This is a genomic window from Luteimonas sp. A537, from assembly GCF_054052065.1.
Genome location: NZ_JBSVRH010000003.1, coordinates 528,181 through 554,242 on the forward strand (window position 1 = coordinate 528,181; position 26,062 = coordinate 554,242).

The 26,062-nt window shown below is 72.5% G+C and carries 20 protein-coding genes; 13 read left to right on the plus strand and 7 right to left on the minus strand.

Going from position 1 to position 26,062, the window contains the following annotated elements; translation table 11 throughout:
* The first annotated feature begins 65 nt into the window (after positions 1–65).
* The 8 genes from ACW7GZ_RS10050 (at position 66) to ACW7GZ_RS10085 (ending at position 10,653) form a co-directional block, all read left to right on the plus strand.
* On the plus strand, positions 66–1,007 hold the full coding sequence (locus ACW7GZ_RS10050) for a DUF58 domain-containing protein (RefSeq protein ID WP_457005350.1): 942 nt from the start codon (positions 66–68) through the stop codon (positions 1,005–1,007).
* Positions 1,007–1,462 (plus strand): DUF4381 domain-containing protein, encoded by a 456-nt coding sequence (locus ACW7GZ_RS10055; protein WP_457009017.1) that lies wholly within the window; start codon positions 1,007–1,009, stop codon positions 1,460–1,462. The genes ACW7GZ_RS10050 and ACW7GZ_RS10055 overlap by 1 nt, the downstream gene beginning before the upstream one ends.
* The gene (locus tag ACW7GZ_RS10060) at positions 1,459–2,472 is read left to right on the plus strand and encodes a vWA domain-containing protein (protein WP_457005347.1); all 1,014 of its coding nucleotides are present in this window, start codon (positions 1,459–1,461) and stop codon (positions 2,470–2,472) included. Before ACW7GZ_RS10055 ends, ACW7GZ_RS10060 begins: the two co-directional genes overlap by 4 nt.
* Complete coding sequence (locus tag ACW7GZ_RS10065) at positions 2,469–4,271, plus strand: VWA domain-containing protein (RefSeq protein ID WP_457009019.1); 1,803 nt, start codon at positions 2,469–2,471, stop codon at positions 4,269–4,271. The genes ACW7GZ_RS10060 and ACW7GZ_RS10065 overlap by 4 nt, the downstream gene beginning before the upstream one ends.
* A gap of 4 nt (positions 4,272–4,275) precedes the next feature.
* Positions 4,276–5,937, plus strand: coding sequence for a BatD family protein (locus tag ACW7GZ_RS10070; RefSeq protein WP_457009021.1), 1,662 nt, complete (start codon positions 4,276–4,278; stop codon positions 5,935–5,937).
* Positions 5,938–5,997: 60 nt separating this feature from the next.
* Complete coding sequence (locus ACW7GZ_RS10075) at positions 5,998–7,332, plus strand: dicarboxylate/amino acid:cation symporter (RefSeq protein WP_457005341.1); 1,335 nt, start codon at positions 5,998–6,000, stop codon at positions 7,330–7,332.
* Positions 7,333–7,538: 206 nt separating this feature from the next.
* Positions 7,539–9,527, plus strand: coding sequence for a transketolase (gene tkt, locus ACW7GZ_RS10080; RefSeq protein ID WP_457005339.1), 1,989 nt, complete (start codon positions 7,539–7,541; stop codon positions 9,525–9,527).
* Positions 9,528–9,549: 22 nt separating this feature from the next.
* A complete protein-coding gene (locus ACW7GZ_RS10085; RefSeq protein WP_457005337.1) occupies positions 9,550–10,653 on the plus strand; it encodes a PLP-dependent cysteine synthase family protein in 1,104 nt (367 codons plus the stop codon).
* A gap of 19 nt (positions 10,654–10,672) precedes the next feature.
* On the opposite strand, the gene modC is transcribed toward ACW7GZ_RS10085, so the two are convergent.
* The 5 genes from modC to ACW7GZ_RS10110 form a co-directional block, all read right to left on the minus strand.
* Positions 10,673–11,293: a molybdenum ABC transporter ATP-binding protein gene (gene modC, locus ACW7GZ_RS10090; RefSeq protein WP_457005445.1), complete on the minus strand. Its 621-nt coding sequence runs from the start codon at positions 11,291–11,293 to the stop codon at positions 10,673–10,675.
* 32 nt (positions 11,294–11,325) lie between these two features.
* Entirely contained in the window at positions 11,326–12,030 is a 705-nt protein-coding gene (modB, locus tag ACW7GZ_RS10095; protein WP_457005335.1) for a molybdate ABC transporter permease subunit, read from the minus strand.
* A 27-nt stretch (positions 12,031–12,057) separates the two neighbouring features.
* Positions 12,058–12,846: a molybdate ABC transporter substrate-binding protein gene (gene modA / locus ACW7GZ_RS10100; RefSeq protein WP_457005333.1), complete on the minus strand. Its 789-nt coding sequence runs from the start codon at positions 12,844–12,846 to the stop codon at positions 12,058–12,060.
* Between the two features lie 90 nt (positions 12,847–12,936).
* The gene (locus ACW7GZ_RS10105) at positions 12,937–13,752 is read right to left on the minus strand and encodes a S1/P1 nuclease (RefSeq protein ID WP_457005331.1); all 816 of its coding nucleotides are present in this window, start codon (positions 13,750–13,752) and stop codon (positions 12,937–12,939) included.
* Between the two features lie 70 nt (positions 13,753–13,822).
* On the minus strand, positions 13,823–14,461 hold the full coding sequence (locus ACW7GZ_RS10110) for an OmpW/AlkL family protein (protein WP_457009023.1): 639 nt from the start codon (positions 14,459–14,461) through the stop codon (positions 13,823–13,825).
* A gap of 168 nt (positions 14,462–14,629) precedes the next feature.
* Between ACW7GZ_RS10110 and gap the strand changes: the two genes are divergently transcribed.
* On the plus strand, positions 14,630–15,634 hold the full coding sequence (gap, locus tag ACW7GZ_RS10115) for a type I glyceraldehyde-3-phosphate dehydrogenase (protein WP_457005327.1): 1,005 nt from the start codon (positions 14,630–14,632) through the stop codon (positions 15,632–15,634).
* A gap of 352 nt (positions 15,635–15,986) precedes the next feature.
* Positions 15,987–18,698 carry a DUF2339 domain-containing protein gene (locus ACW7GZ_RS10120; RefSeq protein ID WP_457009025.1) on the plus strand — a complete coding sequence of 904 codons (2,712 nt, stop codon included), beginning with the start codon at positions 15,987–15,989 and terminating at the stop codon, positions 18,696–18,698.
* 46 nt (positions 18,699–18,744) lie between these two features.
* Here ACW7GZ_RS10120 and ACW7GZ_RS10125 read toward each other — a convergent pair whose 3' ends face one another.
* Together ACW7GZ_RS10125 and ACW7GZ_RS10130 are read right to left on the minus strand one after the other, a co-directional pair.
* Positions 18,745–19,428 (minus strand): DsbA family oxidoreductase, encoded by a 684-nt coding sequence (locus tag ACW7GZ_RS10125; RefSeq protein ID WP_457009027.1) that lies wholly within the window; start codon positions 19,426–19,428, stop codon positions 18,745–18,747.
* A gap of 5 nt (positions 19,429–19,433) precedes the next feature.
* Positions 19,434–19,913 (minus strand): RDD family protein, encoded by a 480-nt coding sequence (locus ACW7GZ_RS10130; protein WP_457005322.1) that lies wholly within the window; start codon positions 19,911–19,913, stop codon positions 19,434–19,436.
* Positions 19,914–19,954: 41 nt separating this feature from the next.
* Between ACW7GZ_RS10130 and xerD the strand changes: the two genes are divergently transcribed.
* From xerD to purL, 3 genes are all read left to right on the plus strand, one after another.
* Positions 19,955–20,929: a site-specific tyrosine recombinase XerD gene (gene xerD / locus ACW7GZ_RS10135; RefSeq protein ID WP_457005320.1), complete on the plus strand. Its 975-nt coding sequence runs from the start codon at positions 19,955–19,957 to the stop codon at positions 20,927–20,929.
* Positions 20,930–21,083: 154 nt separating this feature from the next.
* Positions 21,084–21,944 (plus strand): DsbC family protein, encoded by an 861-nt coding sequence (locus tag ACW7GZ_RS10140; RefSeq protein WP_457009029.1) that lies wholly within the window; start codon positions 21,084–21,086, stop codon positions 21,942–21,944.
* 76 nt (positions 21,945–22,020) lie between these two features.
* The gene (gene purL, locus ACW7GZ_RS10145; protein WP_457005316.1) at positions 22,021–26,037 is read left to right on the plus strand and encodes a phosphoribosylformylglycinamidine synthase; all 4,017 of its coding nucleotides are present in this window, start codon (positions 22,021–22,023) and stop codon (positions 26,035–26,037) included.
* Positions 26,038–26,062: the final 25 nt, after the last annotated feature.

Consider the following 26,062-nt stretch of genomic DNA (forward strand, 5'->3'; position numbering starts at 1 on the left):
GGGCCGTAGTCGATGCCCTGCGCGGGCGACTGCGGGTTCGCGCAGGGGCGCCAGCAGGGAGCCTGATGCCGGCAGCGACTCCGCCACGCGAAGGCGATGGCATCGTGCCGACCCTTCCCGAACTGATCGCGCTGCGCGGCCTGGCGCAGGCGCGCGGCGCGGCGCGTCGCGGGGCCGCGGGCCTGCGCGCCCAGGCGCCATCGGTGCTGCGCGGGCGCGGCATGGAGTACGCGGAGTCGCGCGGCTATGCGATCGGCGACGACGCCCGCCACATCGACTGGCGCCTGACCGCTCGCAGCGGCAAGCCGCACACGAAGCTGTTCCAGGCCGAGCGCGAGCGACTCAGCCTGATCGTGGCCGACACTGCGCCGGCGCTGTATTTCGGCACCCGCGTGCGCTTCAAGTCGGTGCAGGCCGCGCGTGCCGGCGCGATCGCGGCGTGGCGCGCGGTGGCCGACGGCGACCGCGTCGCCGCGCTCCGTGGCAGCGACGCGTCACCGCCGGTGCCCGCGGGTTCCGGCGCCCGCGGCGCGCTGCGCGTCCTCGATGCCCTGGTGCGCTGGTACGCGCGGCCGCCGGACGCCGATGCGGGCCTGGATGTCGCCCTCGACCATGCCCATCGCCTGCTTCGGCCCGGCTCGCGCCTGCTGGTGCTGGCCGACCCGGCCAGCGTGGCGGCGGTCCCCGCGCGGCGCTGGCCGGCGCTGGCCGCGCACAGCCAGGTGGTCGTGCTGCTGTTGACCGATCCGCTGGAGACGGCACCGCCCGCGGCCCTGCTTGCGTTCACGCCCGCGGGCGCAGGGCAGGCCTCCGGCGCGCGCATCAGCGTGGACCTGGCGGCCGATGCCCAGCGCAGGCGGTGGCAGGAGGCATTCGCTGGTAGCGTTTCGGCCACGGTCGCGAGCCTGGCGGCCCGCGGGGTGCGCGCGGTGCCGCTGTCCTGCGACGCGCCCAGCGATGCCTGGCTCGCGGGGCTCGGGGCCGGTGCGGGAGCAGGGCGCGGCTGATGGACGACGGGCTGGTCCTGCGCGACATCCATCTGTCGACGGCGCCCTCGTGGTGGCCGCCGGCACCGGGCTGGTGGATGCTGGCCGCAGCGCTGCTGCTCGTGCTTGCCGCGATCATCGCCTGGCGCTGGTGGCGTGCCCGTCGTCGTCGTCGGCTGCAGGCCCTGTTCGACGCCGAGGTGGACGCCGCCCGGGGACCTGCCGAGTCCGTCGCCGCGATCTCGACCCTGCTGCGCCGCGCGGCGCGGCTGCGCGATCCCGCGGCGGACCGGTTGGAAGGCGAGGCCTGGCTCGCGTTCCTGGATGCCGGTCGCGAGGCCCCGCGCTTTGACGGCGCCCGTGGGACGCTGCTGCTTGAAGGCCCGTTCCGACGCGATGCGGATGCTGCCGGGGTGGCCGACCTGCGCCACGTCGCGCGCGAGCGCTTCGTTGAATGGATGGAGGGCCGCAAATGAGTGCGCTGTCTTCCGCCTGGCCGGCGTTCGCGGGCTTCGCCTGGCCCTGGCTGCTGCTCGCGCTGCCGCTGCCCCTGCTGCTGCGCGCCGTCCTGCCACCGCTGCGCGACGCGGGCCCCGCGCTGCGCGTGCCCTGGGCGGCGCGGCTGGCCCCGATCGTCGCCCCGTCCGGCCTGCAGCCGCGCGCGGGCGGGCAGCCCTGGCTGGCCTGGGTCGGCTGGGCGCTGCTGTGCCTGGCGGCTGCCCGCCCCCTGGCCTGGGGCGAGGTCGTCACGCCACCGCAGGCCGCGCGCGAGCTGATGCTCGCCGTCGATCTTTCCGCGAGCATGGGCGAGCGCGACATGCTGGTCGGCAACGAGGTCGTCGACCGGCTCGGGGCGGCCAAGGCCGTGATCGCCGATTTCCTGGACCGGCGCGAGGGCGACCGCGTCGGCCTGCTGGTGTTCGGCCGCGGCGCGTACGTGCTGGCGCCGGCCACCGCCGACCTCGACACGGTGCGCGAACAGCTGCTGGCGACCGAGGTCTCGCTGGCCGGCCGCGAAACCGCCATCGGCGATGCGATCGGGCTCGGGGTCAAGCGCCTGCAGGCGCAGCGCGAGGGTGAGCGCGTGCTGGTGCTGCTCACCGATGGCGTCAACACCGCCGGCGCCCTGGATCCGGTGAAGGCCGCTGAAATCGCCCGCGACGAGGGCGTGCGCGTCCACACCATCGCCTTCGGCGGCAGCGGCGAACAGCTGTCGGTCTTCGGCTTCCGGCTGCCCTCGGGCGGAAGCGAAATCGACGAGGAATCGCTGGCACGGATCGCGGAGATGACCGGCGGGCGCAGCTTCCGCGCCCGCGACACCGAAGCCCTGGCCGGCATCTACGCCGAAATCGACCGCATTGAACCGGTCGAGGCGCCGGGCGAGGCCATGCGCCCACGCCTCGAGCGCTACCACTGGCCGCTGGCCCTCGCGCTGCTCGCCGGCCTGCTTGCAGCGGCGCTGGCATGGCGCAGGGACGGACGATGACCCTGCCGATCGCCGACCTCCAGTTCCTGCGCCCGGCCTGGCTGCTGGCGCTGCTGCTCCTGCCGCTGCTGGCCTGGGCCTGGAGGCGGCGCGCGCGCCGGCGCAGCGGCTGGCGCACGGCGGTCGATGCACATCTTTTGCCGCACCTGATCGATGCACGCGGTGGTGGGCGCGACAGCTCGCTGGCCGGCGTCGCCACGCTCGCCGGCCTCGCCCTGGCGATCGTCGCACTGGCCGGACCAAGCTGGCGCGGCGTGCCGCAGCCGCTGCAGGGTGGCGGCAGTGCCCTGGTCATCGTCCTCGACCTGTCGAGCGCGACCTTGGCCAATGACCTCCAGCCTTCGCGCCTGGTGCAGGCCCGCGCCAGGATCGACGCCCTGCTGCACGCGCACGCCGGCGAGGTCGCGCTGGTGGCGTATGCGGACGATGCCTTCGTGGTGTCGCCGGTCACGTCCGATCCGGACAACGTCGCCGTCTTCCTCGATGCGCTCGCACCTGACGTCATGCCCGTGGATGGCCAGCGGGCCGGGCGCGGCATCGACCGCGCGAGCGAGCTGCTGGCACGGGCCGGGCATGCCCGCGGCGACATCCTGCTGCTGGCTCCAGGGGCCGGGCGCGACGCGGTGCGCGCCGCCACCCGCGCCGCCGCGGACGGCTACCGTGTCTCGGTGCTGGCGATGGGCACCGAAGCCGGTGCCGGCTATCGCGGCCGCGACGGTGAAATCCATCGCAGCGCGCTCGATCCCGGGTCCCTGCGCGCGCTGGCCGCGGCGGGAGGCGGCAGCACCCACGCCTGGGGTGAACCCCCGGCCGAGGTTGTCGCCACGCTCGGCGGCGGCGGGGCCTCGGGTGCCAGGGCAGGCGCCGCGGCCGCCGACGCGTCGCGCGGCCTGGTGCGCGAGGACGGCGGCTACTGGCTGCTGCCGCTGGCCATGGTCCTGTTGCTGGTCGCGTTCCGGCGCGGCGGCGTGCTCGCGGTGCTGGCGCTTTGCATGGTGCTGCCGATGCAGCCAGGCTTCGCGGCCGGCGCCGGGCCGCCGGTGGCCGATGCCTGGCGCCGGGCGGACCAGGCCGCGCATGCACGCAGCGCGGAAGCCGAAGCCGCCTACCGCGAGGGCGATTTCGCGGCCGCCGCCCGAGGCTTCGACGGACTGCCGGGCGCCGACGCCGCGTACAACCGCGGCAACGCCCTGGCCCGCGCGGGCCGCTATGAAGAAGCGATCGCCGCGTATGACGAAGCCCTGGGCGAAGTCCCGGGCATGCCCGATGCGCTCGCCAACCGCGCCGCTGTCGAAGCGGTGATGGCCCGCGAACCGCCCGACGGCGGTGCCGGCGGCGGCGACATGCCTCCCGATGGTGGCAAGGGCGACCTTGGCGCGGGCGACGAAACGGGCGACCGCGGCGACGACGGGCGCGCGCCGCCGGATGCCGATGCCGGGAAGGAGCCTGGCCAGGACCCGCCATCGCCCCCGCCACAGCCTCCGGATCCAGGCGACGACGCCGGGCCGCCGCCCGCGGCCGACGAGATCGGCGACGCCGAGGCCCGCGCCCGCCAGCAGGCCGCCGACGAAGCACAGCGCGAGGCGATGCAGCGCGCCATCGACGCCGGCGACGCGCGCGACGGTGGCAGCGAGCCGGGTGACGGGCGCGACGCGTCCGAACGCACGGATTTCACCGCCGCCGCCGAGCGCGAGCAGGCCAACGCGGCATGGCTGCGCCGCGTGCCCGACGACCCGGGGGCGCTGCTGCGCGCCCGCTTCCGCAACGAACACCTGCGCCGCCGCGCCGGGGAGCGCTGACCACATGTCCATGTCCAACGCGTTCCGACGGCCGCTCGCGCTGCTCCTGCTGCTGGCTATGCTCGTCCCCGGCTTCGCCCACGCCGAGATCCGCGCCTGGCTGGACCGCGACCGCATCGAGCTCGGCGAAACCGTCACCCTCAACGTCGAGACCGACGGCGGCGGCCGTCCGGACTACGCGCCGCTCGAGGACGACTTCCGCATCGAACAGCGCAGCAGCCGCCAGTCCTTCGGGCAGCAGGGTGGGCAGGCGGTGGCGCGCACGCTGTACGCGGTGGCGCTGCAGCCCGACCGCGAGGGCAGGATCACGATCCCGGCGCTGCGGGTCGGCGGCGAACGCACCGCGCCCATCGTGCTCACCGTGACTGCCGCCCGTGCGGCGCCGGCGCGCGCCCGCGGGCCCGCCTACATCGAAGCCGAGGTCGACGACACCGCGCCCTATGTGCAGCAGGCCGTGGGACTGCGCCTGCGGCTGTACTACTCGGCACAGCTGGTGTCCGGGCAGCTGGACCAGCCGGAGCCCGATGGTGCCGCGCTGCGGCGCGTCGGCAGCGACCTGCAGTTCACGCGCGAGGTCGACGGCCGCCGCTTCCACGTGGTCGAACGCAACTACCTGCTGGTGCCCGAGCGCAGCGGCCGGATCGAACTGCCGCCGGCGCGCTTCCGCGGCCGCGGCGTGGGCGGCTGGCTCGACGACCTGTTCGGCGACGGGCAGCGCGCACTGTCCGCGGACGGCCCGGCGATCGCGCTGGACACGAAGCCGGTGCCCGACGCGGCGGCCCGGCCCTGGCTGCCGCTGCACGGGCTGCAGCTGCGCTGGCTGGAGACGCCCGCCACGGCGCGCGCGGGCGATGCGTTCACGGTCGAACTGGAGCTTGTCGCCGATGGCGCGATCGCCGCCCAGATCGAGCCGCCGGTGCTTGCCGTCGACCAGGGTGCGCAGGTCTTCCCCGAACCCGTCCAGCACGACGAGACCGTCGCGGACGGCCGCCCACGCGTGCGCATGGTGCGCCGCTTCTCGATCCTCCCCGCGCGCGAGGGCCGCGTCCGCGTCGAGGCGCCGCGCCTGCAATGGTGGGACGTGGATGCCGAACGCGCCCGCGTGGCGACGCTGCCGCCGCTGGAGCTCGATGTCGCGGCATCGGCATCCGGCGGCGATGCCACGACCACGTCGCCGCGCGACGGGGGATGGATGCGCGTCCCCGGCGTGCAGGGAGAAGTACGCACCTGGGCGCTGGCGACGGTGGCGTTCGCCCTGCTGTGGCTGGTGACCCTGGGCTGGGCGCTGGGCTTGCGACAGCGTGCAGGCGCCGGTATCCGGGATGCAGGCGGCGGACAGGCCGCCGATGCCGCGCCGGCCCGCCGCGCGGGGCCATCGCCCGCGTTGCGCAAGGCGCTCGACACGGGCGACCTCGGCGACGTCGCCGCTGCCCTGTGCGCGCTTGCGTCGCCGCCAGCCGCCGACCTGGACGCGCTGTCGCGGATGCTGGCGGCCGGCCCGCAGCGCGAAGCCGTCGCCGAACTGCAGCGCGCACGCTGGGGACAGGGCGACGCCACGGCGGCACAGGCCCGCGCCGCCGTGCGCGCCGCCTTCGCGCGCGGTCCCGACTGGCTCGCACGGGACGTCGACCGCGACGGCTCGCTGCCGCCGCTCTATCCGCCCTGAGCTGCCGCGGCGGGCCGCTTTGCTAAGCTCCGCCGTCCACACCGTTCCGGGGAACACCGCATGACCGAGCCGAACGCGCCCAGCCGCAAGCGCATGCCGCTGCACTGGAAGATCGCCATCGGCTTCGTCGCCGGCCTGGTCCTCGGCCTGTTCGTGCACTACGTCGCCGGCGCCGAGACCGCCTGGGTGCAGGGCCTTACGCGCTACGTGACCCAGCCGCTGTCGACCCTGTTCCTCAGCCTGATCTTCATGATGATCGTGCCGCTGCTGTTCTCGGCGCTGGTGGTCGGCGTGTCGGAGATGGGCGACGTGAAGTCGCTGGGCCGCATCGGCTGGCGCACCCTGGTCTGCACCGTGCTGTTCTCGGGCATCGCCGTGTTGCTGGGCCTGGTGATGGTGAACGTGTTCAAGCCCGGCGTGGGCGTCGACCCGGTGCTGGCGCAGCAACTGCTGACCGAGGGCGCCGAGCGCGCCGCGGCCATCGTCCGCGACAGCAGCGAGCAGCCGTCCGGCATGCAGATGCTGCTCGACATCGTGCCCCAGAACGTGGTCGGCGCGGCGGCGAACAACGCCAACATCCTGGCGCTGATGTTCTTCGCGCTGATGTTCGGCATCGGCATCGTGATGAGCCCGGACACGGCGCCGATCCGCACGCTGCGCCGCGGCATCGAGGGCATCTTCGAGATCTCGATGACCCTGATCGGCCTGATCATCCGCATGGCGCCGGTGGCGGTGTTCTGCTTCATGTTCAACCTCGCCGCGCTGTTCGGCTGGGACCTGCTGCTGCGCCTGGGCGCCTTCGTGCTGGTGGTGGTCGGAGCGCTGGCGCTGCACATGGTGGTGACCTATTCGCTGGCGCTGAAATTCATCGGCGGCTATTCACCGGTGAAGTTCTTCAAGGGCGTGCAGGAGGCGATGCTGATGGCCTTCTCCACGGCCTCCAGCAACGCCACGCTGCCGACGGCGCTGAAGGTGGCCGACCAGGACCTGCACCTGCCGTCGAAGGTCTCGCGCTTCGTTCTGACCATCGGCGCCACCGCCAACCAGAACGGCACCGCGCTGTTCGAGGGCGTGACGGTGATCTTCCTGGCGCAGTTCTTCGGCGTGGATCTGACCTGGGGCCAGCAGTTCATGGTGATGCTGGTCTGCATCCTGGGCGGCATCGGCACCGCCGGCGTGCCCTCGGGCTCGCTGCCGGTGGTGGCGCTGATCTGCGCCATGGTCGGCGTGCCGCCGGAAGGCATCGGCCTGATCCTGGGCGTGAACCACTTCCTCGACATGTGCCGGACCACGGTGAACGTGACCGGCGACCTCGGGATCGCTGCGATCGTGTCGAAGGGCGAGGTGGGCGCGCCGCTCGACCCCGCCCCGGACACCCCTGCAGCCACGACCTGACAATAGGAGCAGCTATAGCTGCGACCGAACCAATCGGTTGAGCCAATTTTCGTTCAGTGGGGGACCGTGGTCGCAGCTATAGCTGCTCCTACGGAGGGGGCGCTCCGGACGGAGCGAGGCGGCGGGGCGGGGCGGGGCGGGAGACTCCGCGGGCGGGGGATGGGACAATGGCGGCTTCGCCCGCCGTCCCAGCCGCCCGAGACCCCATGACCAGCCCCAGCCGCCGCGACCTTGCCAACGCCATCCGCATCCTCGCCATGGACGCCGTCCAGGCGGCCAACTCCGGCCATCCCGGCATGCCCATGGGCATGGCCGACATCGCCGAGGTGCTGTGGAACGACTACCTGAACCACAGTCCGGGCAATCCGAAGTGGTTCAACCGCGACCGCTTCGTGCTGTCCAACGGCCACGGCTCGATGCTGCAGTACGCGCTTCTGCACCTTTCGGGCTATGACCTGCCGATCGAAGAGCTGAAGCACTTCCGCCAGCTTGGCCACCGCACCCCGGGGCATCCGGAGAACTTCGTCACCGACGGCGTCGAGACCACCACCGGGCCGCTCGGCCAGGGCTTCGCGAATGCCGTCGGCTTCGCGCTGGCGGAGAAGCTGATGGCGCAGCGCTTCAACCGTCCGGAACACGCGGTCGTCGACCACCGCACCTGGGTGTTCATGGGCGACGGCTGCCTGATGGAGGGCATCAGCCACGAGGCCGCATCGCTCGCCGGCACCTGGGGCCTGGGCAAGCTGGTGGCGTTCTGGGACGACAACCACATCTCGATCGACGGCGACACCGCCGGCTGGTTCACCGATGACACCCCGGCGCGCTTCGAGGCCTACGGCTGGCGCGTGATCCGCGACGTCGACGGCCACGATGCGGATTCGATCAAGGCCGCGATCGACCAGGCGATGCAGCACGACGACAAGCCGGTGCTGGTCTGCTGCCGCACCACGATCGGCTTCGGCTCGCCTGCCAAGGCCGGCAGCGAGTCCTCGCACGGCGCGCCGCTGGGCAAGGACGAGATCGCCGCCACGCGCAAGGCGCTGGGCTGGACGCACGGCGAGTTCGAGATCCCGCAGGCGATCCGCGACGGCTGGCGCGCGAACAACGCCGGCACGGTGCGCGAGGACCAGTGGAACCGCATGTTCGACGCCTACGCCCAGCGCCACCCGGAGCTGGCCGCCGAGCTGACGCGTCGTTCGCACGGCGACCTTCCGGAGGGCTTCGCGGCCGAGGCTGACGCGTACATCGCAAAGCTGCAGGCCGAGAGCCCAAAGGTTGCCTCGCGCAAGGCTTCGCAGATGGCAATCGAAGCCTTTGCGCCGCTGCTGCCGGAGCTCATCGGCGGTTCGGCCGACCTCGCCGGCTCGAACCTCACCCTGTGGAGTGGCAGCAAGTCGGTGGCCGGTGACGACCCGGACGCCAACTACATCTATTACGGCGTGCGCGAGTTCGCGATGACCGCGATCTCGAACGGTCTTGCGGTGCACGGCGGCTTCATCCCCTACGACGCCACCTTCCTGGTGTTCAGCGACTACGCCCGCAACGCGGTGCGCATGAGCGCGCTGATGGGTGCGCACGCGATCCACGTCTACACCCACGACTCCATCGGCCTGGGCGAGGACGGCCCGACGCACCAGCCGATCGAACATATCGCGAGCCTGCGCTACATCCCCGGCAACGACGTCTGGCGTCCCTGCGACGCGGTCGAGTCGGCGGTGTGCTGGAAGGCCGCGATCGAGCGTCGCGACGGCCCGAGCTGCCTGGTGTTCTCGCGCCAGAACCTGGCGCCGCAACAGCGCGACGCCGGCCAGGTTGCTGCGATCGCGCGCGGCGGCTACGTGCTCAGGGATTCGGTCGGCGCGCCGGGAATCATTCTGATCGCCACCGGTTCGGAAGTGGGCCTGGCGATGGACGCCGCGGCGCAGCTCGGCGACTCGGTGCGCGTGGTGTCGATGCCTTGCAGCGATGTCTTCGATCGCCAGGACGCGGCCTGGCGCGAATCGGTGCTGCCCGATGCATGCCGCAAGCGCGTCGCCGTCGAAGCCGGCGTGTCCGACTTCTGGCGCAAGTACGTCGGCCTGGACGGCGCGGTGATCGGCATCGACCGCTTCGGCGCCAGCGCCCCGGCCGAGGTTCTGTTCCCGCACTTCGGCTTCACGGTCGAGGCGGTGGTCGACGCCGCGCGCGCGCTGTAAGGCGCGCGGGGAGCACGGCGACATGGCACAGCGGGACTGGGTGGCGCGCGCCATCCACACCATCGAGGCCGACTTCAACCGGTCGGCCGACACCCACCTGATACCGATGCCGCTGCCCGGCTACCCGGGCATCGACGTCTACCTGAAGGACGAGTCCAGCCACCCGACCGGCAGCCTGAAGCACCGGCTGGCGCGCTCGCTGTTCCTGTACGCGCTGGCCAACGGCTGGCTGCGCGAGGGGCGGCCGGTGGTGGAGGCCTCCAGCGGCTCGACGGCGGTGTCGGAAGCGTATTTCGCGCGCCTGCTGGGCCTGCCCTTCATCGCCGTGATCCCGGCGTCGACCTCGCCGGAGAAGATCGCCGCGATCGAGTTCCACGGCGGCCGCTGCCAGTTGGTCGACACCGCCTGCGGCCTGGACGCCGAGTCGCACCGCGTGGCGCAGGAAACCGGCGGTCATTTCATGGACCAGTTCACCTACGCCGAGCGCGCGACCGACTGGCGTGCGAACAACAACATCGCCGAGTCGATCTTCCGGCAGATGGCCGAAGAGCCGCACCCGGTGCCCGCGTGGATCGTGTGCAGCCCCGGCACCGGTGGCACCGCGGCCACGCTGGGCCGCTACGCGCGCTATCGCCGCCACGACACCCGCGTGCTGTGCGCGGACCCACAGGAGTCGGTGTTCCACCAGGCCTACCGCGCGGCGCTGGCGGACGAACCCTGGCGCGACTTCACCCATCCCTGCGGCTCGCGGGTGGAAGGCATCGGCCGGCCGCGCGTGGAGGCGAGCTTCATCCCCAGCTGCATCGACGGCATGGTCAAGGTGCCCGACGCACTGGCACTGGCGGGGATGCGCCACGTCAGCGCGACCCTCGGCCGGCGCGTGGGCGGCTCCACCGGCACCAACTTCGTCGGCGTGCTGCACGCCGCGCGGCGCATGAGCGAGCAGGGGCGCGACGGCTCCATCGTCACCATCCTCTGCGACGCCGGCGACCGCTACGCCCACAGCTACTACGCGCCCGCCTGGTACGTGGACAACGGCATCGACACCGCGCGTTCCGACGCGGCGATCGCCGCGGCCGTCGCCGGCGGCGACCTCGAGCCCCTGGACCCGCTCGGCGAAGCCTGAGGCGCACCGGCACGCCGCGTCAGTCGAGCCGGTGCACGGCCTCGGCCAGCCGGCGGACTTCGTCGGGATGGTGGCTGACGTAGAGCATCGGCAGCCGCACCTCGTCGCGCACGCGCTGCAGCCAGGGGATCAGCTCCTCCCGCCGCGCCTGGTCCAGCGCCGACAGCGGCTCGTCGAACAGCAGGATCGCCGGCTGCGACAGCAGCGCCCGGCCGATCGCCACGCGCTGCGCTTCGCCGCCGGAGAGGTTCGCGGTCCGCCGCGGCAGCAGCGCTTCGATGCCGAGCAAGGCGACCACGGCGTCGAGCTCGAAGCGCCTGCCGCCCGCCACCGCGGCGTGGCGGCCATAGAGCAGGTTGCCGCGCACGTCGAGGTGCGGGAACAGCCGTGCATCCTGGAACACATAGCCGACGCGGCGCCGGTGCGCGGGCAGGTCGATCCGGCGCGCGCTGTCGAACAGCACGCGGCCGTCGACCTCGATGCGCCCGGACCGCGGCTTCACCAGCCCGGCGATGGCATTGAGCACCGTGGTCTTGCCCGAGCCGGACGGGCCGGTGAGCGCGACCACCCGCGCGCCGTCCTCGATCCGGACATGGCGCTGGAAGCGGCCCCGGCGCAGCTCGATGTCCAGGCTCAGCATCGGCCGGCGTCCGGACACCAGGCCTGGGGCGCTCATGCCTCGTCCCCATCGTCGCGACGCCCGTGCTGCCGCCGCACCAGCCACTCCGAGGCCAGCAGCGCCAGCAGCGAAATCGCCACCGCCACGATTGCCATGCGCCAGATCCCCAGCTCGCCGCCGGGGACCTGCATCAGCTCGTAGATCGCCGAAGAAATGGTTTGCGTCTCGCCCGGGATGTTGGACACGAAGGTGATCGTGGCGCCGAACTCGCCCAGCGCCTTGGCGAACGCCAGCACGCCGCCGGCGACGATGCCCGGCCAGGCCAGCGGCAGGGTGACGGTGGCGAAGACGCGCCAGGGGCTGGCGCCCAGCGTGGCCGCGGCATGCTCCAGCCGGCGGTCGACCGCTTCGATCGACAGGCGGATCGCGCGCACCATCAGCGGGAAGCCCATGATCGCGCTGGCCAGCGCCGCGCCCGTCCAGCGGAACGCGAAGGTGATCCCGAAGCGTTCGGCCAGGAAGGCGCCCACCGCGCCCTGGCTGCCGAACACCACCAGGAGCGCGTAGCCGACCACCACCGGCGGCAGCACCAGCGGCAGGTGCACCAGGGCATCGAGCAAGGCCTTGCCGGGGAAGCGCCGGCGCGCCAGCAGCCAGGCCACCGCGATCCCGAAGGGCAGGCTGGCCAGCGCCGCCACGCAGGCCACTTTCAGGCTGAGCGCGATCGCGGCGAGTTCGGCGGGACTGAAGTCGGGCATGGCGGGGGCGGCGCGCCGGGTCGGGCGTCAGCGCAGGCTGAAGCCATGGCGGGCGAAGATCGCGCGCGCCGCGGGCCCGCGCAGCCAGCGCACCAGGCCGGCCGCCTGCGGATGCCTGCTCGCGGCCACCCGCGCCGCCGGATAGACGATCTGCGGATGCGAATCCGCCGGGAAGGTCGCCAGCACGCGCACCCGCGGCTCGGCGCGCGCGTCGCTGCCGTAGACCACGCCCAGCGGCGCTTCGCCACGCGCGACCAGCATCAGCGCGGCGCGCACGTTTTCCACGCCGGCCACGCGCGGCGCGAGCATGTCCCACATGCCCAGCGATTCGAAGCCGGCCCTGGCATACCTGCCCGCGGGCACACTGTCGACCATGCCGAGCGCGATGCGTCCGCGTTCGCCCAGCAGCGGACGCAGGTCCAGGCCCGGGCGCAGCGTGAGGGCGCTGGCAGCGGACTTCGCGGGCGCCACCAGCACCAGGGTATTGCCGAGCAGCTCGCTCCGGGTCGAGGCGTCGACCAGGCCCCTGTCCTGCAGCGCGTCCATCCAGTCCAGGTCGGCGGAAACGAAGACATCGGCCGGCGCGCCCTGGGCGATCTGCCGCGCCAGCGCGGAACTGGCGGCGTAGGACACGCGCACCGCCTGCCCGCTGGCGGCGGTATACGCGGCGGCCGCGTCGTCCATCGACTCCTTGAGGCTGGCGGCGGCGAACACGGTCAGCGGCGCGCCGGCGGCCTGCACGGCGGGCGCCAGGCACAGCGCCGCGACCGCGGCCAAGCCGCGCAGGGCAAGCATGGCGCGTCGGGAAATCAGCATGGTCCGGCGGGACTCAGCAGGCGTCCGCCGCCGCGCCGCGCCGGCTGCCGCCATGCTGGAGCGGTGCGACGGCGACGGGCGCGGCCCTGGTCACGGGACGTTCTTGGGCCGTGCCAGCGCGTAGTTGAGCATCTTCGCCAGGCGATAGCCGGCCTCGCGCAGGCGGCGCTCGGCCAGCGGGCGCTGCGCGTCGAGGAAAGCCTCGTCGATCACATGCGTGCCCTCGGCTGGATAGAGTTCGCCGGACTCCACCAGGCGGCAGGACTCCAGCGCCCACTCCAGCGTCGGCCGGTCGGAGGCGAGGGTCGGGTCGTCGGGCAGGGGCTGCTGCAGCAGTTCGGCGGCATAGGCCTCCGCCCCCAGGTCGCGGCGCTTGAGGATGGTGCCGTCCCAGATGCGGTGCATGTTGCTGCCTTCACCGTCCAGGTTCACCTGGTAGTCGTTGCCGCCCTTGTCGTCGCGCATGCTGGCGTGCATCGGCTGGTGCAGGTCGCCGATAAGGTGCACGAGCCATTTCAGCGCCCCGGTGCGCTCGGCATCATCCTTGCCGCGGTTGGCCAGGACACCGAACATCAGGTTGGCCTGGGTGACCACGCAGTTGTTGCCCGGGCAGTCCTTCGGCGGCTCGAAACCGCAGCGGCCATCAAAGTTGATGTAGTGCCACTTGGCCGTGCGCTTGGCGACCTCGGGAAGGGTGTCGCGCAGTTCGTCGGCCCAGGTGGAGATGCCGGCCAGGGTCGGGTCGGGCTCGGCGGCGAGCAGGCGATCGACCTCGGCGCGGGCGGCCGGCGTGAGGCCGGCCTCGGCGATGCGGGCGACGATGCGGTGGCCTTCGGCGCTCCAGGCCAGGGCGTCGCCGGCGAACAGGGCGCCGGCAAGCACGAGGAGGGAGAGGTATCGGTGCATTCGGGGGGCTCGGTTCGGGTGCATGCGGCGATTCTAGCCGCATGCGCCCGGTGATCCCGCCCGGGGTGGATCAGAAGCGCATGACGTAGGCGGCGCCGTACACCAGCGGGTCGATCTTCGCGCTGCCCAGCTTCACGCCGTCGAGCTTGACGTCGCTGTCGATGTCCATCCAGCGCACGTCGACGCGGATCGCGCCCTTTTCGCCGACCTTGAAGTCGACGCCGGCGTGCAGCGCGAGGCCGAAGGAATCGTCGAGTTCGAGCTTCGAACCCGCGAGCGCGCCGCGGGCGTCTTCGCTGAAGAAGGTGGTGTAGTTCAGGCCCACTCCCAGCAACGGCGAGACCTTGCCCTGGCCGTTGAAGTGGTACTGCAGGCTGACGGTCGGCGGCAGGTGCTTCGTGCTGCCGACGCGGCCCAGGCCGTCGATGGCGATGTCGTGCTGGAACGGCAGTGCGGCCAGCACTTCCAGGCCGAGGTTGTCGCGCAGGAAGTATTCGAAGGCGATGGTCGGGCGGGTGCTGGAGCCGATGTCCAGCGGCAGGGTGCCGGCGGCGAGCTTGCCGTTGTCGGAATCCGGGTTGACCTGGTGGGCGCCGATGGCGACGGTCCAGTCGCCGGCGGACTGGGCGAAGGCGGCCGGGGCGGCGAGGGCGCCGGCAACGGCAAGGGCGAGCAGGGGGAGCGGGAGGGAGCGGGTCTTGCGGGCCATCGAGGCACCTGTTCTCTGTGGGGATGCCGCCATGGTCCGCTGTCCCATACGGCCCCGCATTGATCGTGGTCAAGCCCGGCCCCTGCCTGCCCGGGCCTGCTAAAATGGGCGTTCTGCGTGTTCCATCCACTTCTGCCGCGGCGCGCGGCGTTACGGAGTCAGCATCCCATGGCGATCAAGGTTGGCATCAACGGTTTCGGGCGCATCGGGCGCAACGTCCTGCGTTCGGCGGTGGCGAATTTCGGCAGCGACATCGAGATCGTCGCCATCAACGACCTGCTTGAGCCGGACTACCTGGCCTACATGCTGAAGTACGACTCCGTGCACGGCCGCTTCGATGGCGAGGTGTCGGTCGACGGCGGCACGCTGGTGGTCAACGGCAAGCGCATCCGCCTGACCCAGGAGCGCGATCCGGCCAACCTGAAGTGGGACGAGGTCGGCGCCGACGTCGTCATCGAGTCCACCGGCCTGTTCCTGGACAAGACCACGGCGCAGAAGCACCTGGATGCCGGCGCGAAGAAGGTGATCCTGTCGGCGCCGTCGAAGGACGACACGCCGATGTTCGTGTACGGCGTGAACCACGAAAAATACGCCGGCGAGGCCATCGTCTCCAACGCGTCCTGCACCACCAACTGCCTGGCCCCGATCGCCAAGGTGCTCAACGACAAGTGGGGCATCAAGCGCGGCCTGATGACCACCGTGCACGCCGCCACTGCCAGCCAGAAGGTGGTCGACGGCCCGTCGAACAAGGACTGGCGCGGCGGCCGCGGCATCCTCGAGAACATCATTCCCTCGTCCACCGGCGCGGCCAAGGCCGTGGGCAAGGTGATCCCCGAGCTCAACGGCAAGCTCACCGGCATGTCGTTCCGCATCCCGACCTCCGATGTCTCCGTGGTCGACCTGACCGTCGAGCTTGAAAAGGGCGCGAGCTACGAAGAGATCAAGGCCGAGATGAAGGCGCAGTCGGAAGGCGCGCTGAAGGGCATCCTCGGCTACACCGAGGACAAGGTGGTCGCCACCGATTTCCGCGGCGACACCCGCACCTCGATCTTCGACGCCGAGGCCGGCATCCAGCTCGACGACACCTTCGTCAAGCTGGTGGCCTGGTACGACAACGAGTGGGGCTATTCCACCAAGTGCCTGGAAATGGTGCGCGTGGTGGCGGCGAAGTAAGCGCCGCGCCAAGGCGATATCCGAAGCCCCGCCCAGTGCGGGGCTTCTTTTTGGTTCTTCTTCCGATTGAGGGGGCGGGTGATTGCTCCGGGAGGGTGCGCGTTGCCCGCCGTGGAGGCCGGGGGAGTACACCCCCTGTGCACGGGACGGGCAGCGCGGACCAGGGCGGAGCAGCTCACGGCGCAACGCTCCCACTGCACTTCACCATCCCAGAGCCTCGAGAAGAACCAGCCACCCCGCCGGGCCGGCCATACGCCTCCCCTCAGTCGGGAGATGAACCTTCTTTTTTCCGGACCCGCGTCGGTTAAGGTTCCGGCCGGGGCCGCGGATGCGGCGGAGGCGGGATCGGGGAATGGAATCGATGTTGGTGCTGTTGGCGCTCGCCGTATTGGCGGTGCCCGTGCTGCTGGTCGTGGTGCTTGTGGGGCTCGGCAACCTGAAGCGGCGTGTCGACGAGCTGGAGGGTGAGCTGGGGCGGCTGCGCGCGGCGGAATGGACCGACGCTGCACGATCGCCCGCTGAACCGACGGCTGTTGCGGCGCCGAAGCCGCCCGCCGCGCCGGCAATCGTCGAGACGTCGAGGCCGCCCGCCTCGCCGGCAACCATCGAGACGCCGAAGCCGCCCGCCGCGCCGGCACGCGCCGTGCCGCCGCTGCCGCCGCGCATCGAATCGGTCCCGGCGACGGCCCGGCCCGCGATCGCCGCCCCGCTGCCTTTCGACCGCCTGGCCACGATGGCCAAGCGCTGGTTCACCGAGGGCAACGTGCCGGTGAAGGTCGGCGTGCTGGTGCTGCTGGCCGGCGTGGCCGCGCTGCTCAAGTACGCCAGCGACCAGGGCTGGCTGACCCTGCCCATCGGCATGCGCCTGGCGGCGGTTGCGCTGGCGGCGCTGGCCGCGCTGGCGTTCGCGTGGCGCAAGCGCGACAGCCACCGCAGCTTCGCGCTGGCGGTGCAGGGCGGTGCGATCGGCGTGCTGCTGCTGGTGGTGTTCGCCGCGTTCAAGCTCTACGGCATGCTGCCGGCGGCCGCCGCGTTCGCGCTCAGCGTGGGACTGGTGGTGGCGCTGGGCCTGCTGGCGGTGCTGCAGGGTTCGCGCACCATGGCGGTGCTCGGCATCCTGGCCGGCTTCCTGGCGCCGATCTGGCTGTCCACAGGCAGCGGCAACCACGTGGTGCTGTTCTCGTATTACGCGCTGCTCAACGCCGCGATCTTCGCCATCGCCTGGCTGCGCCCGTGGCGCGAGCTCAACCTGCTGGGCTGGATCTTCACCTGGGGCATCGGCGTGGCCTGGGGCGTGCTTGCCTACGACCCGGACAAATACGCCAGCACCCAGCCCTTCCTGCTGCTGTTCTTCGCGTTCTACCTGCTGCTGCCGGTCCTGTACGCGCGCAAGCGTGCGCCCGGCCGGCGCGACGTGGTCGACGGCTGCATGCTGTTCGGCACGCCACTGGTGGCGTTCAGCCTGCAGGCGGCGCTGCTCGAGGGCGAGCGCATGCCCCTGGCACTGTGTGCCCTGGCGCTGGCGGCGATCTATGCGGCGTTCGCATGGTGGCAGCGGCGCGGCGCGCATCCGGTGCTCGGCGAATCCTACGTGCTGCTCGCAGCGGGCTTTGCCACGTTGGCGGTGCCGCTGGCACTCTCGGCACGGGCGACGGCGGCGGTGTTCGCGATCGAAGGCGCGGCGCTGGTCTGGTTGGGCCTGCGCGAGGAACGTCGACTGCCGCAATGGACCGGCGCCGGTCTCCAGATCGCAGCGGCAGTGGCGTTTTTCATCGGCGTGGGCGACCTGCTCCGGCCTGCGCCTGCGCTCGCCAATCCGGTATTCACCGGCGCCCTGCTGCTGGCACTGTCCGGCTTCGCCAGCGCGTGGTGGTATCGCGGCGCCGGGCGGTCACCGGCAGCGGCGGCGTTCTATTGCTGGGGCCTGGCGTGGTGGTGCGGCAACGTGCTGCACGAGGTGGGCGCGCATGTCGCGCATGCGCTGCGCGCCGATGCGTTGCTTGCCGCGTTGGCGGTGACCGCCGTGCTGGCGGCGCTGGTGCACCGGCGGCGGCCCGCGCCCGCGCTGGCGCTGACCGTGCTCGGCGCGTTCCTGCTCGCGGTCCCGCTGGCATTCGCCCAGGTCGGGATTCGTGGCCAACCGCTTGCAGGCTGGGGCGCGGCGGCCTGGCTGCTCTTTGCCGCCTGCGGGGTGCAGAGCCTGGTGAGCCTGCGTGGAGATGGCGGACGCTTTGCAATCTGGGCGCAGTTCGCCTGGTGGCTGCTGTGGCCGCTGGTGCTGTCGCTGGCGGCGGGTGAGTGGGCACGCGCGCAGGCGCTGGGCGGCGGTTGGCGCTTGGCCCTGCCCGCCCTGCCGTGGCTGGCCCTGCTGGCCCTGCTGGCGCTGCTGCAGTTCCGCTGGCGCTGGCTGCGGCAGCCGCTGGGTGCGGGTTTCGATGCGTCGCGCGGCGCGCTGCTCGGCGTGACCCTGGCCGTGGTGGGCCTGGGCTGGCTGCGCGCCCTGCGCGATGCCGGTGACAGCGCGCCGCTGCCCTGGCTGCCGCTGCTCAACCCGCTGGACCTCGCCCAGCTCGCGACGCTGGGGCTGTCCGCATGCTGGCTGTGGTCGACGCTGGCGCCGGTGGAGTTCGCCCGGCGGCGGATCGCCCTGCTGTCGGCGGCCGGCTTCCTGCTGGCGACCTGCGTGACCCTGCGTGCGGTGCATCACTGGGGCGGTGCGCCCTGGGGCGAGGGACTGTGGTCGAGCAGCCTGGCGCAGACCGCGCTCACCGTGGTCTGGAGCGTGCTCGGGGTCGGTGGCTGGATCGCGGGATCGCGCCGCGGGCAACGCGCGCTGTGGCTGGCGGGCGCGGTGCTGATGGGTCTGGTGCTGGCCAAGCTGGTGCTGGTCGATCGCCAGCACCTCGGCAACCTGCTGGGCATCGGCTCGTTCATGGCCTACGGCCTGCTGTGCACCCTGGTCGGGTGGTTTGCGCCGGCGCCGCCGCGCGCAGACGGCGGCGCAGACGATGGCGCAGACGATGGCGCAGACGATGGCGAGGCGGCGGCACCGGCAGGCACCTGAGCAGGCCGGGCCGGGACACGCGACTCGCGGTTCCGGCCGGGGACCCTCAGGTGTTGCAGCCCTCCGGGCCGCAGGCGCCGCCGTCGCCAGCGGCGGCGGGCTTCGGCGCCAGCTTGCGCAGCGCGTCCGCGAGCACCTCCGGAGGATGCGCGCCCTGGATGCCGTGTTCGCCATCGATGACGAAGGTCGGCACCGCACGGATGCCCATCGCCTGCGCGCGGCCGAGTCCGGCCTGGACTTCCGCCAAGCCTTCGTCGGACGCGAGCATCGCGCGCACGCGGGCCGCGTCGAGGCCGCCGGCGGCGCCTGCAGCCACCAGCACCTCCGGATCCGCCAGGTTGCGGCCTTCGGCGAAGTGGGCGTGGAACAGCGCTTCGCCGACCGCATCGGCATCGCCCTCGCGCGCCGCCAGCCACATCAGGCGGTGGCCGGGCAGGGTGGTGACCCGCACCTGGCCACGCTCGAAGTCCATCGGCAGGCCTTCGCCGCGCGCGGTGCCCTGGGTACGCGCAAGCATCTGTGCGGCCTGCTCCGCGCCGCCGAACTTGGCTGCATAGGCATCGCGCAGCGGAACCGGCGTGGCGTCGGCGTCCGGATCGAGCAGGTAGGGATGCCAGTGCACCTCGACCGCGGGCGGGTCTTCGCCAAGCAGCGCGAGCGCGCGCTGCAGGCGGTGCTTGCCGATCCAGCACCAGGGGCAGACCAGGTCGGACCAGATGTCGATGCGCATGGGCTTCACCTCTGCGGTTTGCGTTCGTGGACGACGCGCGTGCCGGCCGCGCGGTCGTGCCAGGTCAGGCGGTCGCGGTCGATCCACGCCCACCAGAAGCCGAGCCCGGCCGCTGCCAGCGAAAGCGTGGCCACGGCGTAGCGCAGCCACATCACCTGCCAGGAGGGCACGGCGCCGTCGGCGGCGACCACGCGCAGCCGCCAGGGCCGCATGCCCAGCGTCTGCCCGCCGCGGCGCCAGCTCACGGTCGCATAGCCACCGGTGACCGCCCAGCAGCACAGCCACAGCAGCCACTGCAGCGGGCTCCAGGGCGCGATGTTCTCGCGTGGCGCATGCCCGGCCAGGGTGTAGCCCAGCGCAAACAGGAAGCCGAGCAGGAACCACAGCGCCAGCACCGGCAGCAGGTCGTACAGCATGGACAGCATGCGCCGGCCGATGAAGGCGCCGTGCCGGGCGCTGGCGTCGGGGTGGGGTGCGGAGGACATCGCCACAGGATAGCCGGCGTGGCCCGCGCACCGCTAAGCTGGTGGCGATGACCGCGTCCACGCCCGCCGAGCGCCGCACGCGCGCGATGCGGCTGCCGCCGCTGCGCGACGCGGACGCGCGCGCCATCGATGCCTTCATCGATGCCTGGTGGGCCGAATCCGGCGCCGCGCGCCAGACCCTGGACAGCTATCGCCGCGACCTGGGCGGCTTCGCACGCTGGCGCGACCGTGGCGACATCGCCGACGCAGGCCGCGGCGACCTCTTCGACTACCTCGCATGGCGCAGCCGCGGCGGCTGGTCACCGCGCAGCAACGCGCGCCTGCTCTCGGCCCTGCGCGCCTTCTATCGCTGGCGCTTGCGCCAGGGCCTGCGCGCGGACGACCCGACCGCGCTGCTGGAGCCGCCCAAGCTGCCACGGCTGCTGCCCAAGGCGCTGGGCGAGGGCGAGATCGACCGCCTGCTGGCCGCGCCCGGGGTCGACAGCGCCGATGGCCTGCGCGACCGCGCCATGCTCGAGCTGATGTACGCCTGCGGCCTGCGGGTGAGCGAGCTCGTGGGGATCGCGGCCAACGGCGTCAACTTGCGCCAAGGCGTGCTGCGGGTGTCGGGCAAGGGCGGCAGGGACCGGGTGGTGCCGCTGGGCGAGGAGGCGCGGCACTGGCTCGAGCGCTACCTGGCCGACGCGCGCCCGGTGCTGGCCGGTGGCCGCGCGATCCCGGTGGATGACAGCGGCGAAGCCCCCCTGTTCATCGGCCGCGGCCTGGCGCCGCCCAGCCGCCAGGCGTTCTGGGCGACGGTGAAGCGCCACGCGGCCGCCGCCGGCATCGACCCGGCGCGCGTGAGTCCGCACGGCCTGCGCCACAGCTTCGCCACCCACCTGCTCAACCACGGCGCCGACCTGCGCTCGTTGCAGATGCTGCTGGGCCACAGTTCGCTGTCCACCACCCAGATCTACACCCTGGTCGCGCGCGAGCAGCTCAAGCGGTTGCACGCGAAGCACCACCCGCGCGCCTGAGGGCCGCGCAGCGCCCGACGCCGGGCGCGCGCCCCTCCTCTGCCTGAAAGCCGGCGCAACGCGAAGCCGGAGCCGGGCCCTCGCCGCCGGGACGCGTGCGAGAATGCCGGGCCAGCCGCCGGATCCGGGCGGCACCGTCGAGCCGAGATCGCGAATGAAGTCCTTGCTGCCCCTCCTCCTGTGTGCCGTCAGCCTCACCGCCTGCGCCCAGTCACCGGGCGATGCCGCCGCGGGTGACGCGTCCCCGGGCGCGGCCACGGCCGGCGGCCAGGGCCTGGCAAGCGCCGCGGCCGGTTCGGCCGACGAGCGCGCGATCCAGGCGCTGCAGTCGATCAATCCGCGGATCGAGGTCGACCACGTCGGCGCGGCGCCGCTGCCGGGCTTCCGCGAGGCGGTGGTGGGCGGGCAGATGGTCTACATCAGCGACGACGGCCGCTACCTGCTGCAGGGCGCGCTGTTCGACGTCCGCGAAAAGAAGGACCTCAGCCAGGCCGGCATGGCCGAGGTGCGCCGCGAGCTGCTGGCGACGATCCCGGCGTCCGAGCGCATCGTGTTCGCGCCCGCCAATCCCGAGTACACGGTCAGCGTGTTCACCGACGTGGAGTGCGGTTACTGCCAGAAGCTCCACGAGGACATCGAGGAATACAACCGCCTCGGCATCGCCATCGAGTACCTGGCGTTCCCGCGCATGGGGCCGGCCAGCGAGGACTTCGGCAAGATGGTGTCGGTGTGGTGCGCGGCCGACCGCGGCGCGGCGCTGTCGGCGGCCAAGCAGGGCCGCAAGGTGCCCGCGAGCGATTGCACCAACCCCGTTGCCAGGCATTACGACATCGGCCGCCGCGTGGGCCTGACCGGCACGCCGATGATCGTCACCGCCGACGGCACGCAGATGCCGGGCTACATGCCGCCGGCCGACCTGCGCGCCGCGCTGGACCGGCTGGCCGCGGACGCCGGCGCCACGGTGCCCGCCGCAGCCCCGGGCGCGGCCGCCCCGGGCGCAGCCGGCAGCCGCTGAGCCGCCGGGCCGCGCGCCGGCAGCGCCGCGGCTTCGCTACAATGGCCGGCCCGTTCCATCACGGTCGAATCCGGTCATGATCGTCCTCGAAGGCGCTCCCGCGCTGCCGCCGTTCCGGCGCGAACGCCTCCAGGCCCGCCTGCAGTCCATCGATCCCGGCATCCGCATCAGCGGCGCCTGGCATGTGTACTGGGTGCTCGCCGAACCCGACGCCGGCGCCGCGATCGACCGGCCGGCCCTGCACCGCATCCTCAAGGCCTCCGACGCGGCCGCGCCGGTGGAGCCGGGCGCCACCACGCGCTATGTCTCGCCGCGCCTGGGCACGCTGTCGCCGTGGGCGAGCAAGGCCGCCGAGCTGCTGCGCGGGGCCCGCCTGCCGGTGGCGCGCGTGGAGCGCGGAACCCGCCTGGACATCGTCGGCTGGCCGGCCGACCCCGCAGTCGCCGCCGCGCTGGCGCAGGCGCTGCACGACCCGATGACCCAGTCGCTGCTGGCCGCGCACGCGGACGCGGCCGCGCTGTTCGCGCTGCCGCCGCGCGGCGCCGTCGAAGCCATTCCGCTGGCGGGCCTGGAAGAAGCCAACCAGCGCCTGGGCCTGGCGCTGGCCGAGGACGAGATCGCCTACCTGCGCGAGCGCTACGGCGCGCTGGGCCGCGACCCGCACGACGTCGAACTGATGATGTTCGCGCAGGCCAACTCCGAGCACTGCCGCCACAAGATCTTCAACGCGTCGTGGACCATCGACGGCGAGGACATGCTGGCCGGGGGCGGGGCTGCCAGCGGTCCGCAGTCGCTGTTCGGGATGATCCGCCACACCCACGCGCAGACCCCGGAGCACACGCTCTCGGCCTACAGCGACAACGCCGCGGTGGTTGAAGGCTACCCGGCGCAACGCTTTCGCCCGGATCCCGCAAGCGCCGTGTATCGCGCCGAACCGGAGCTCGGCAGCGCGTTTTGCATCAAGGTCGAGACCCACAACCACCCGACCGCGATCTCGCCGTTCGCGGGCGCCTCCACCGGCGCCGGCGGCGAGATCCGCGACGAGGGCGCCACCGGCCGCGGCGGCAAGCCCAAGGCCGGCCTGGTTGGCTTCAGCGTCTCCCACTTGCGCATTCCCTCGCTGCCGCAGCCTTGGGAGGCGCCGCGCGCGCTGAACCCGCGCATGGCGCCGGCGCTGGAGATCATGACCGACGGCCCACTGGGCGCGGCGGCGTTCAACAACGAATTCGGCCGGCCGAGCCTGACCGGCTATTTCCGCAGCTTCGAGCTCGCCGAGGGCCAGGGCCTGGTGCGGGCCTACGACAAGCCGATCATGCTTGCCGGCGGCCTTGGCGCGATCGATCGCGACCAGGTCGCGAAGCGCCGGCTGTCGCCGGGCGACGCGGTGGTGGTGCTGGGCGGCCCGGCGATGCTGATCGGCCTGGGCGGCGGCGCCGCAAGCTCGGTCGCCTCGGGCGAAAGCGCCGAGGAGCTCGACTTCGCCAGCGTCCAGCGCGACAACCCGGAGATGGAGCGCCGCTGCCAGGAGGTCCTCGACCGCTGCACGGCGCTGGGCGAGGAGGGCAACCCGATCAAGTGGTGCCATGACGTCGGCGCCGGCGGCCTGTCCAACGCGATCCCGGAGCTGCTGCACGACTCGGGCGTGGGCGGCGTGATCGACCTCGGCCGCGTGCCCAGCGACGATCCATCGCTGTCGCCGATGCAGCTGTGGTGCAACGAGTCGCAGGAGCGCTACGTGCTCGGCGTTGCGCCAGGGCGCATCGCCGAGTTCGCGGCGCTGTGCGAGCGCGAGCGCTGTCCGTTCGCGGTGGTGGGCTACGCCACCGCCGAGGAGCGGCTGGTGGTCGGTTACGGCGTGCTGCCGACGCCGGCCGCGGCGGAGCACCTCGAGACCGTGACGCCCGCTGCGGCGGCCGACGGCCCGGGGCAGGGCGCGGGCGATACCGCCACGCGGCCCGTGCTGCCGATCGACCTGCCGATGGACGTGATATTCGGCAAGCCGCCGAAGATGCACCGCGACACCGCGCGCACCACGCCGCACCGCTGGCCACAGCTCAACGCCGTTGCCCTGGCCGCCGCCGGCCGCCCCGGCGAGGCCCTGCACGAAGCCGGCCTGCGCGTGCTTGCGCACCCGACGGTCGCCTCGAAGCAGTTCCTGGTCACCATCGGCGACCGCAGCGTCGGCGGCCTGACCGCGCGCGACCAGATGGTCGGGCCCTGGCAGCTGCCGGTGGCCGACTGTGCGATCACCCTGGCCGGGTTCCACGGCCATGCCGGTGAAGCCATGGCGATCGGCGAGCGCACGCCGCTGGCCCTGATCGACGCCGCCGCCAGCGCGCGCATGGCCGTGGGCGAGGCGATCACCAACCTTTGCGCGGCGCCGGTGGAATCGCTGGCCCGCACCAAGCTGTCGGCCAACTGGATGGCCGCCGCCGGCCATCCGGGCGAAGACGCGCGCCTGTTCGACGCCGTGCACGCGGTTGGCATGGAGTTGTGCCCGGAGATCGAGCTGTCGATCCCGGTCGGAAAGGATTCGCTGTCGATGCAGGCGCAGTGGCAGGCCGATGGCCAGGCGCAGGCATCGGTGTCGCCGGTATCGCTGGTGGTCACCGCCTTCGCGCCGGTGGCCGACGTGCGCGCGCAGCTCACGCCGCTGCTGGTGCGCGAGCCCGGCACCGAGCTGTGGCTGATCGGCCTGGGCGCCGGCAAGCAGCGCCTGGGCGGCTCGATCCTGTCGCAAGTGCACGGTGCCTTTGGCGGCGCCTGCCCGGACCTGGACGATCCACAGCGCCTGCGCGCCTTCTTCGAACTCATCCGCGATGCGCGCGAGGCCGGCCTGCTGCTGGCCTACCACGACCGCTCCGACGGCGGCGTTTTCGCCACCCTGTGCGAAATGGCCTTCTGTTCACGCGTCGGCATGGACATCGACCTCGACACCTGGGGCGACGACCGCACCGAGAACGTGTTCCGCACCCTGTTCAACGAAGAACTGGGCGCGGTGGTGCAGATCGCCGCGGGGGACCGGGTCGAGTTCGTCGATCTCATCGAGCGCCACGGCCTGGTCGAATGCGCGCAGCGCATCGCACGCCCCACCACGGCCTCCTCGGTGCGCGTGCTCGACGACGGCGAGGTGATGGCGGAGTGGGCCTGGCAGGACCTGATGGGCGCCTGGTGGTCGGTCAGCCATGCCATGCAGCGCCAGCGCGACAACCCCGACTGCGCCGACGCCGAGCGTGCTGCGGCGCTACGCTTCGACGCGCCCGGCCTGCAGCCGGTACTCACGTTCGACCCGTCCGACGACATCGCCGCGCCCTACATCGCCAGGGGCGCCGCGCCGCGGGTCGCGATCCTGCGCGAGCAGGGCGTCAACGGCCAGGTGGAGATGGGCGCGGCGTTCACGCTCGCCGGCTTCGAGGCGGTCGACGTGCATATGAGCGATCTCATCGAGGGCCGCGCGCGGCTGGATGACTTCGCCGGCTTCGCGGCCTGCGGCGGCTTCAGCTACGGCGACGTGCTGGGTGCCGGCCGCGGCTGGGCGACTTCGATCCTCGAGCGCGAAGCGCTGCGCGACATGTTCACGCGCTTTTTCGCCCGCGGCGACAGCTTCGCCCTGGGCGTGTGCAACGGCTGCCAGATGATGTCGCAGCTCAAGGAGATCATTCCCGGCGCCGCGCACTGGCCGGGCTTCCAGCGCAACCTGAGCGAGCAGTTCGAGGCGCGCCTGTCGATGCTGGAGGTGGTGGAATCGCCCTCGCTGTTCTTGCGCGGCATGGCCGGCTCAAGGATCCCGGTGGTGGTTTCGCATGGCGAGGGCCGGGCGGAGTTTGCTGGCGCGGCCGACCGTGCCGCCGCGTGCGTGGCGCTGCGCTACGTCGAGGGCGACGGCCGCGTTGCGGCCGGCTATCCGGAAAATCCCAACGGCTCCGACGACGCCGTCGCCGGGCTGGCCAGCGACGATGGCCGGGTGACGCTGCTGATGCCGCATCCCGAACGCACCCTGGCCACCGCCAACTTCAGCTGGGCGCCGGCGGCTTGGTCGGAGGCCTCGCCGTGGCTCAGGATGTTCTGCAACGCGCGGGTGGCGATCGGCTGATCCGCCACCCGTTGTCCAGTCTTTC

Coding starts and splice junctions, on each gene's coding strand:
- ACW7GZ_RS10050 (WP_457005350.1), top strand. CDS start 66: ATGCCGGCAGCGACTCCGCCACGCGAAGGCGATGGCATCGTGCCGACC.
- ACW7GZ_RS10055 (WP_457009017.1), top strand. CDS start 1,007: ATGGACGACGGGCTGGTCCTGCGCGACATCCATCTGTCGACGGCGCCC.
- ACW7GZ_RS10060 (WP_457005347.1), top strand. CDS start 1,459: ATGAGTGCGCTGTCTTCCGCCTGGCCGGCGTTCGCGGGCTTCGCCTGG.
- ACW7GZ_RS10065 (WP_457009019.1), top strand. CDS start 2,469: ATGACCCTGCCGATCGCCGACCTCCAGTTCCTGCGCCCGGCCTGGCTG.
- ACW7GZ_RS10070 (WP_457009021.1), top strand. CDS start 4,276: ATGTCCATGTCCAACGCGTTCCGACGGCCGCTCGCGCTGCTCCTGCTG.
- ACW7GZ_RS10075 (WP_457005341.1), top strand. CDS start 5,998: ATGACCGAGCCGAACGCGCCCAGCCGCAAGCGCATGCCGCTGCACTGG.
- tkt (WP_457005339.1), top strand. CDS start 7,539: ATGACCAGCCCCAGCCGCCGCGACCTTGCCAACGCCATCCGCATCCTC.
- ACW7GZ_RS10085 (WP_457005337.1), top strand. CDS start 9,550: ATGGCACAGCGGGACTGGGTGGCGCGCGCCATCCACACCATCGAGGCC.
- modC (WP_457005445.1), bottom strand. CDS start 11,293: ATGCTGAGCCTGGACATCGAGCTGCGCCGGGGCCGCTTCCAGCGCCAT.
- modB (WP_457005335.1), bottom strand. CDS start 12,030: ATGCCCGACTTCAGTCCCGCCGAACTCGCCGCGATCGCGCTCAGCCTG.
- modA (WP_457005333.1), bottom strand. CDS start 12,846: ATGCTGATTTCCCGACGCGCCATGCTTGCCCTGCGCGGCTTGGCCGCG.
- ACW7GZ_RS10105 (WP_457005331.1), bottom strand. CDS start 13,752: ATGCACCGATACCTCTCCCTCCTCGTGCTTGCCGGCGCCCTGTTCGCC.
- ACW7GZ_RS10110 (WP_457009023.1), bottom strand. CDS start 14,461: ATGGCCCGCAAGACCCGCTCCCTCCCGCTCCCCCTGCTCGCCCTTGCC.
- gap (WP_457005327.1), top strand. CDS start 14,630: ATGGCGATCAAGGTTGGCATCAACGGTTTCGGGCGCATCGGGCGCAAC.
- ACW7GZ_RS10120 (WP_457009025.1), top strand. CDS start 15,987: ATGGAATCGATGTTGGTGCTGTTGGCGCTCGCCGTATTGGCGGTGCCC.
- ACW7GZ_RS10125 (WP_457009027.1), bottom strand. CDS start 19,428: ATGCGCATCGACATCTGGTCCGACCTGGTCTGCCCCTGGTGCTGGATC.
- ACW7GZ_RS10130 (WP_457005322.1), bottom strand. CDS start 19,913: ATGTCCTCCGCACCCCACCCCGACGCCAGCGCCCGGCACGGCGCCTTC.
- ACW7GZ_RS10140 (WP_457009029.1), top strand. CDS start 21,084: ATGAAGTCCTTGCTGCCCCTCCTCCTGTGTGCCGTCAGCCTCACCGCC.
- purL (WP_457005316.1), top strand. CDS start 22,021: ATGATCGTCCTCGAAGGCGCTCCCGCGCTGCCGCCGTTCCGGCGCGAA.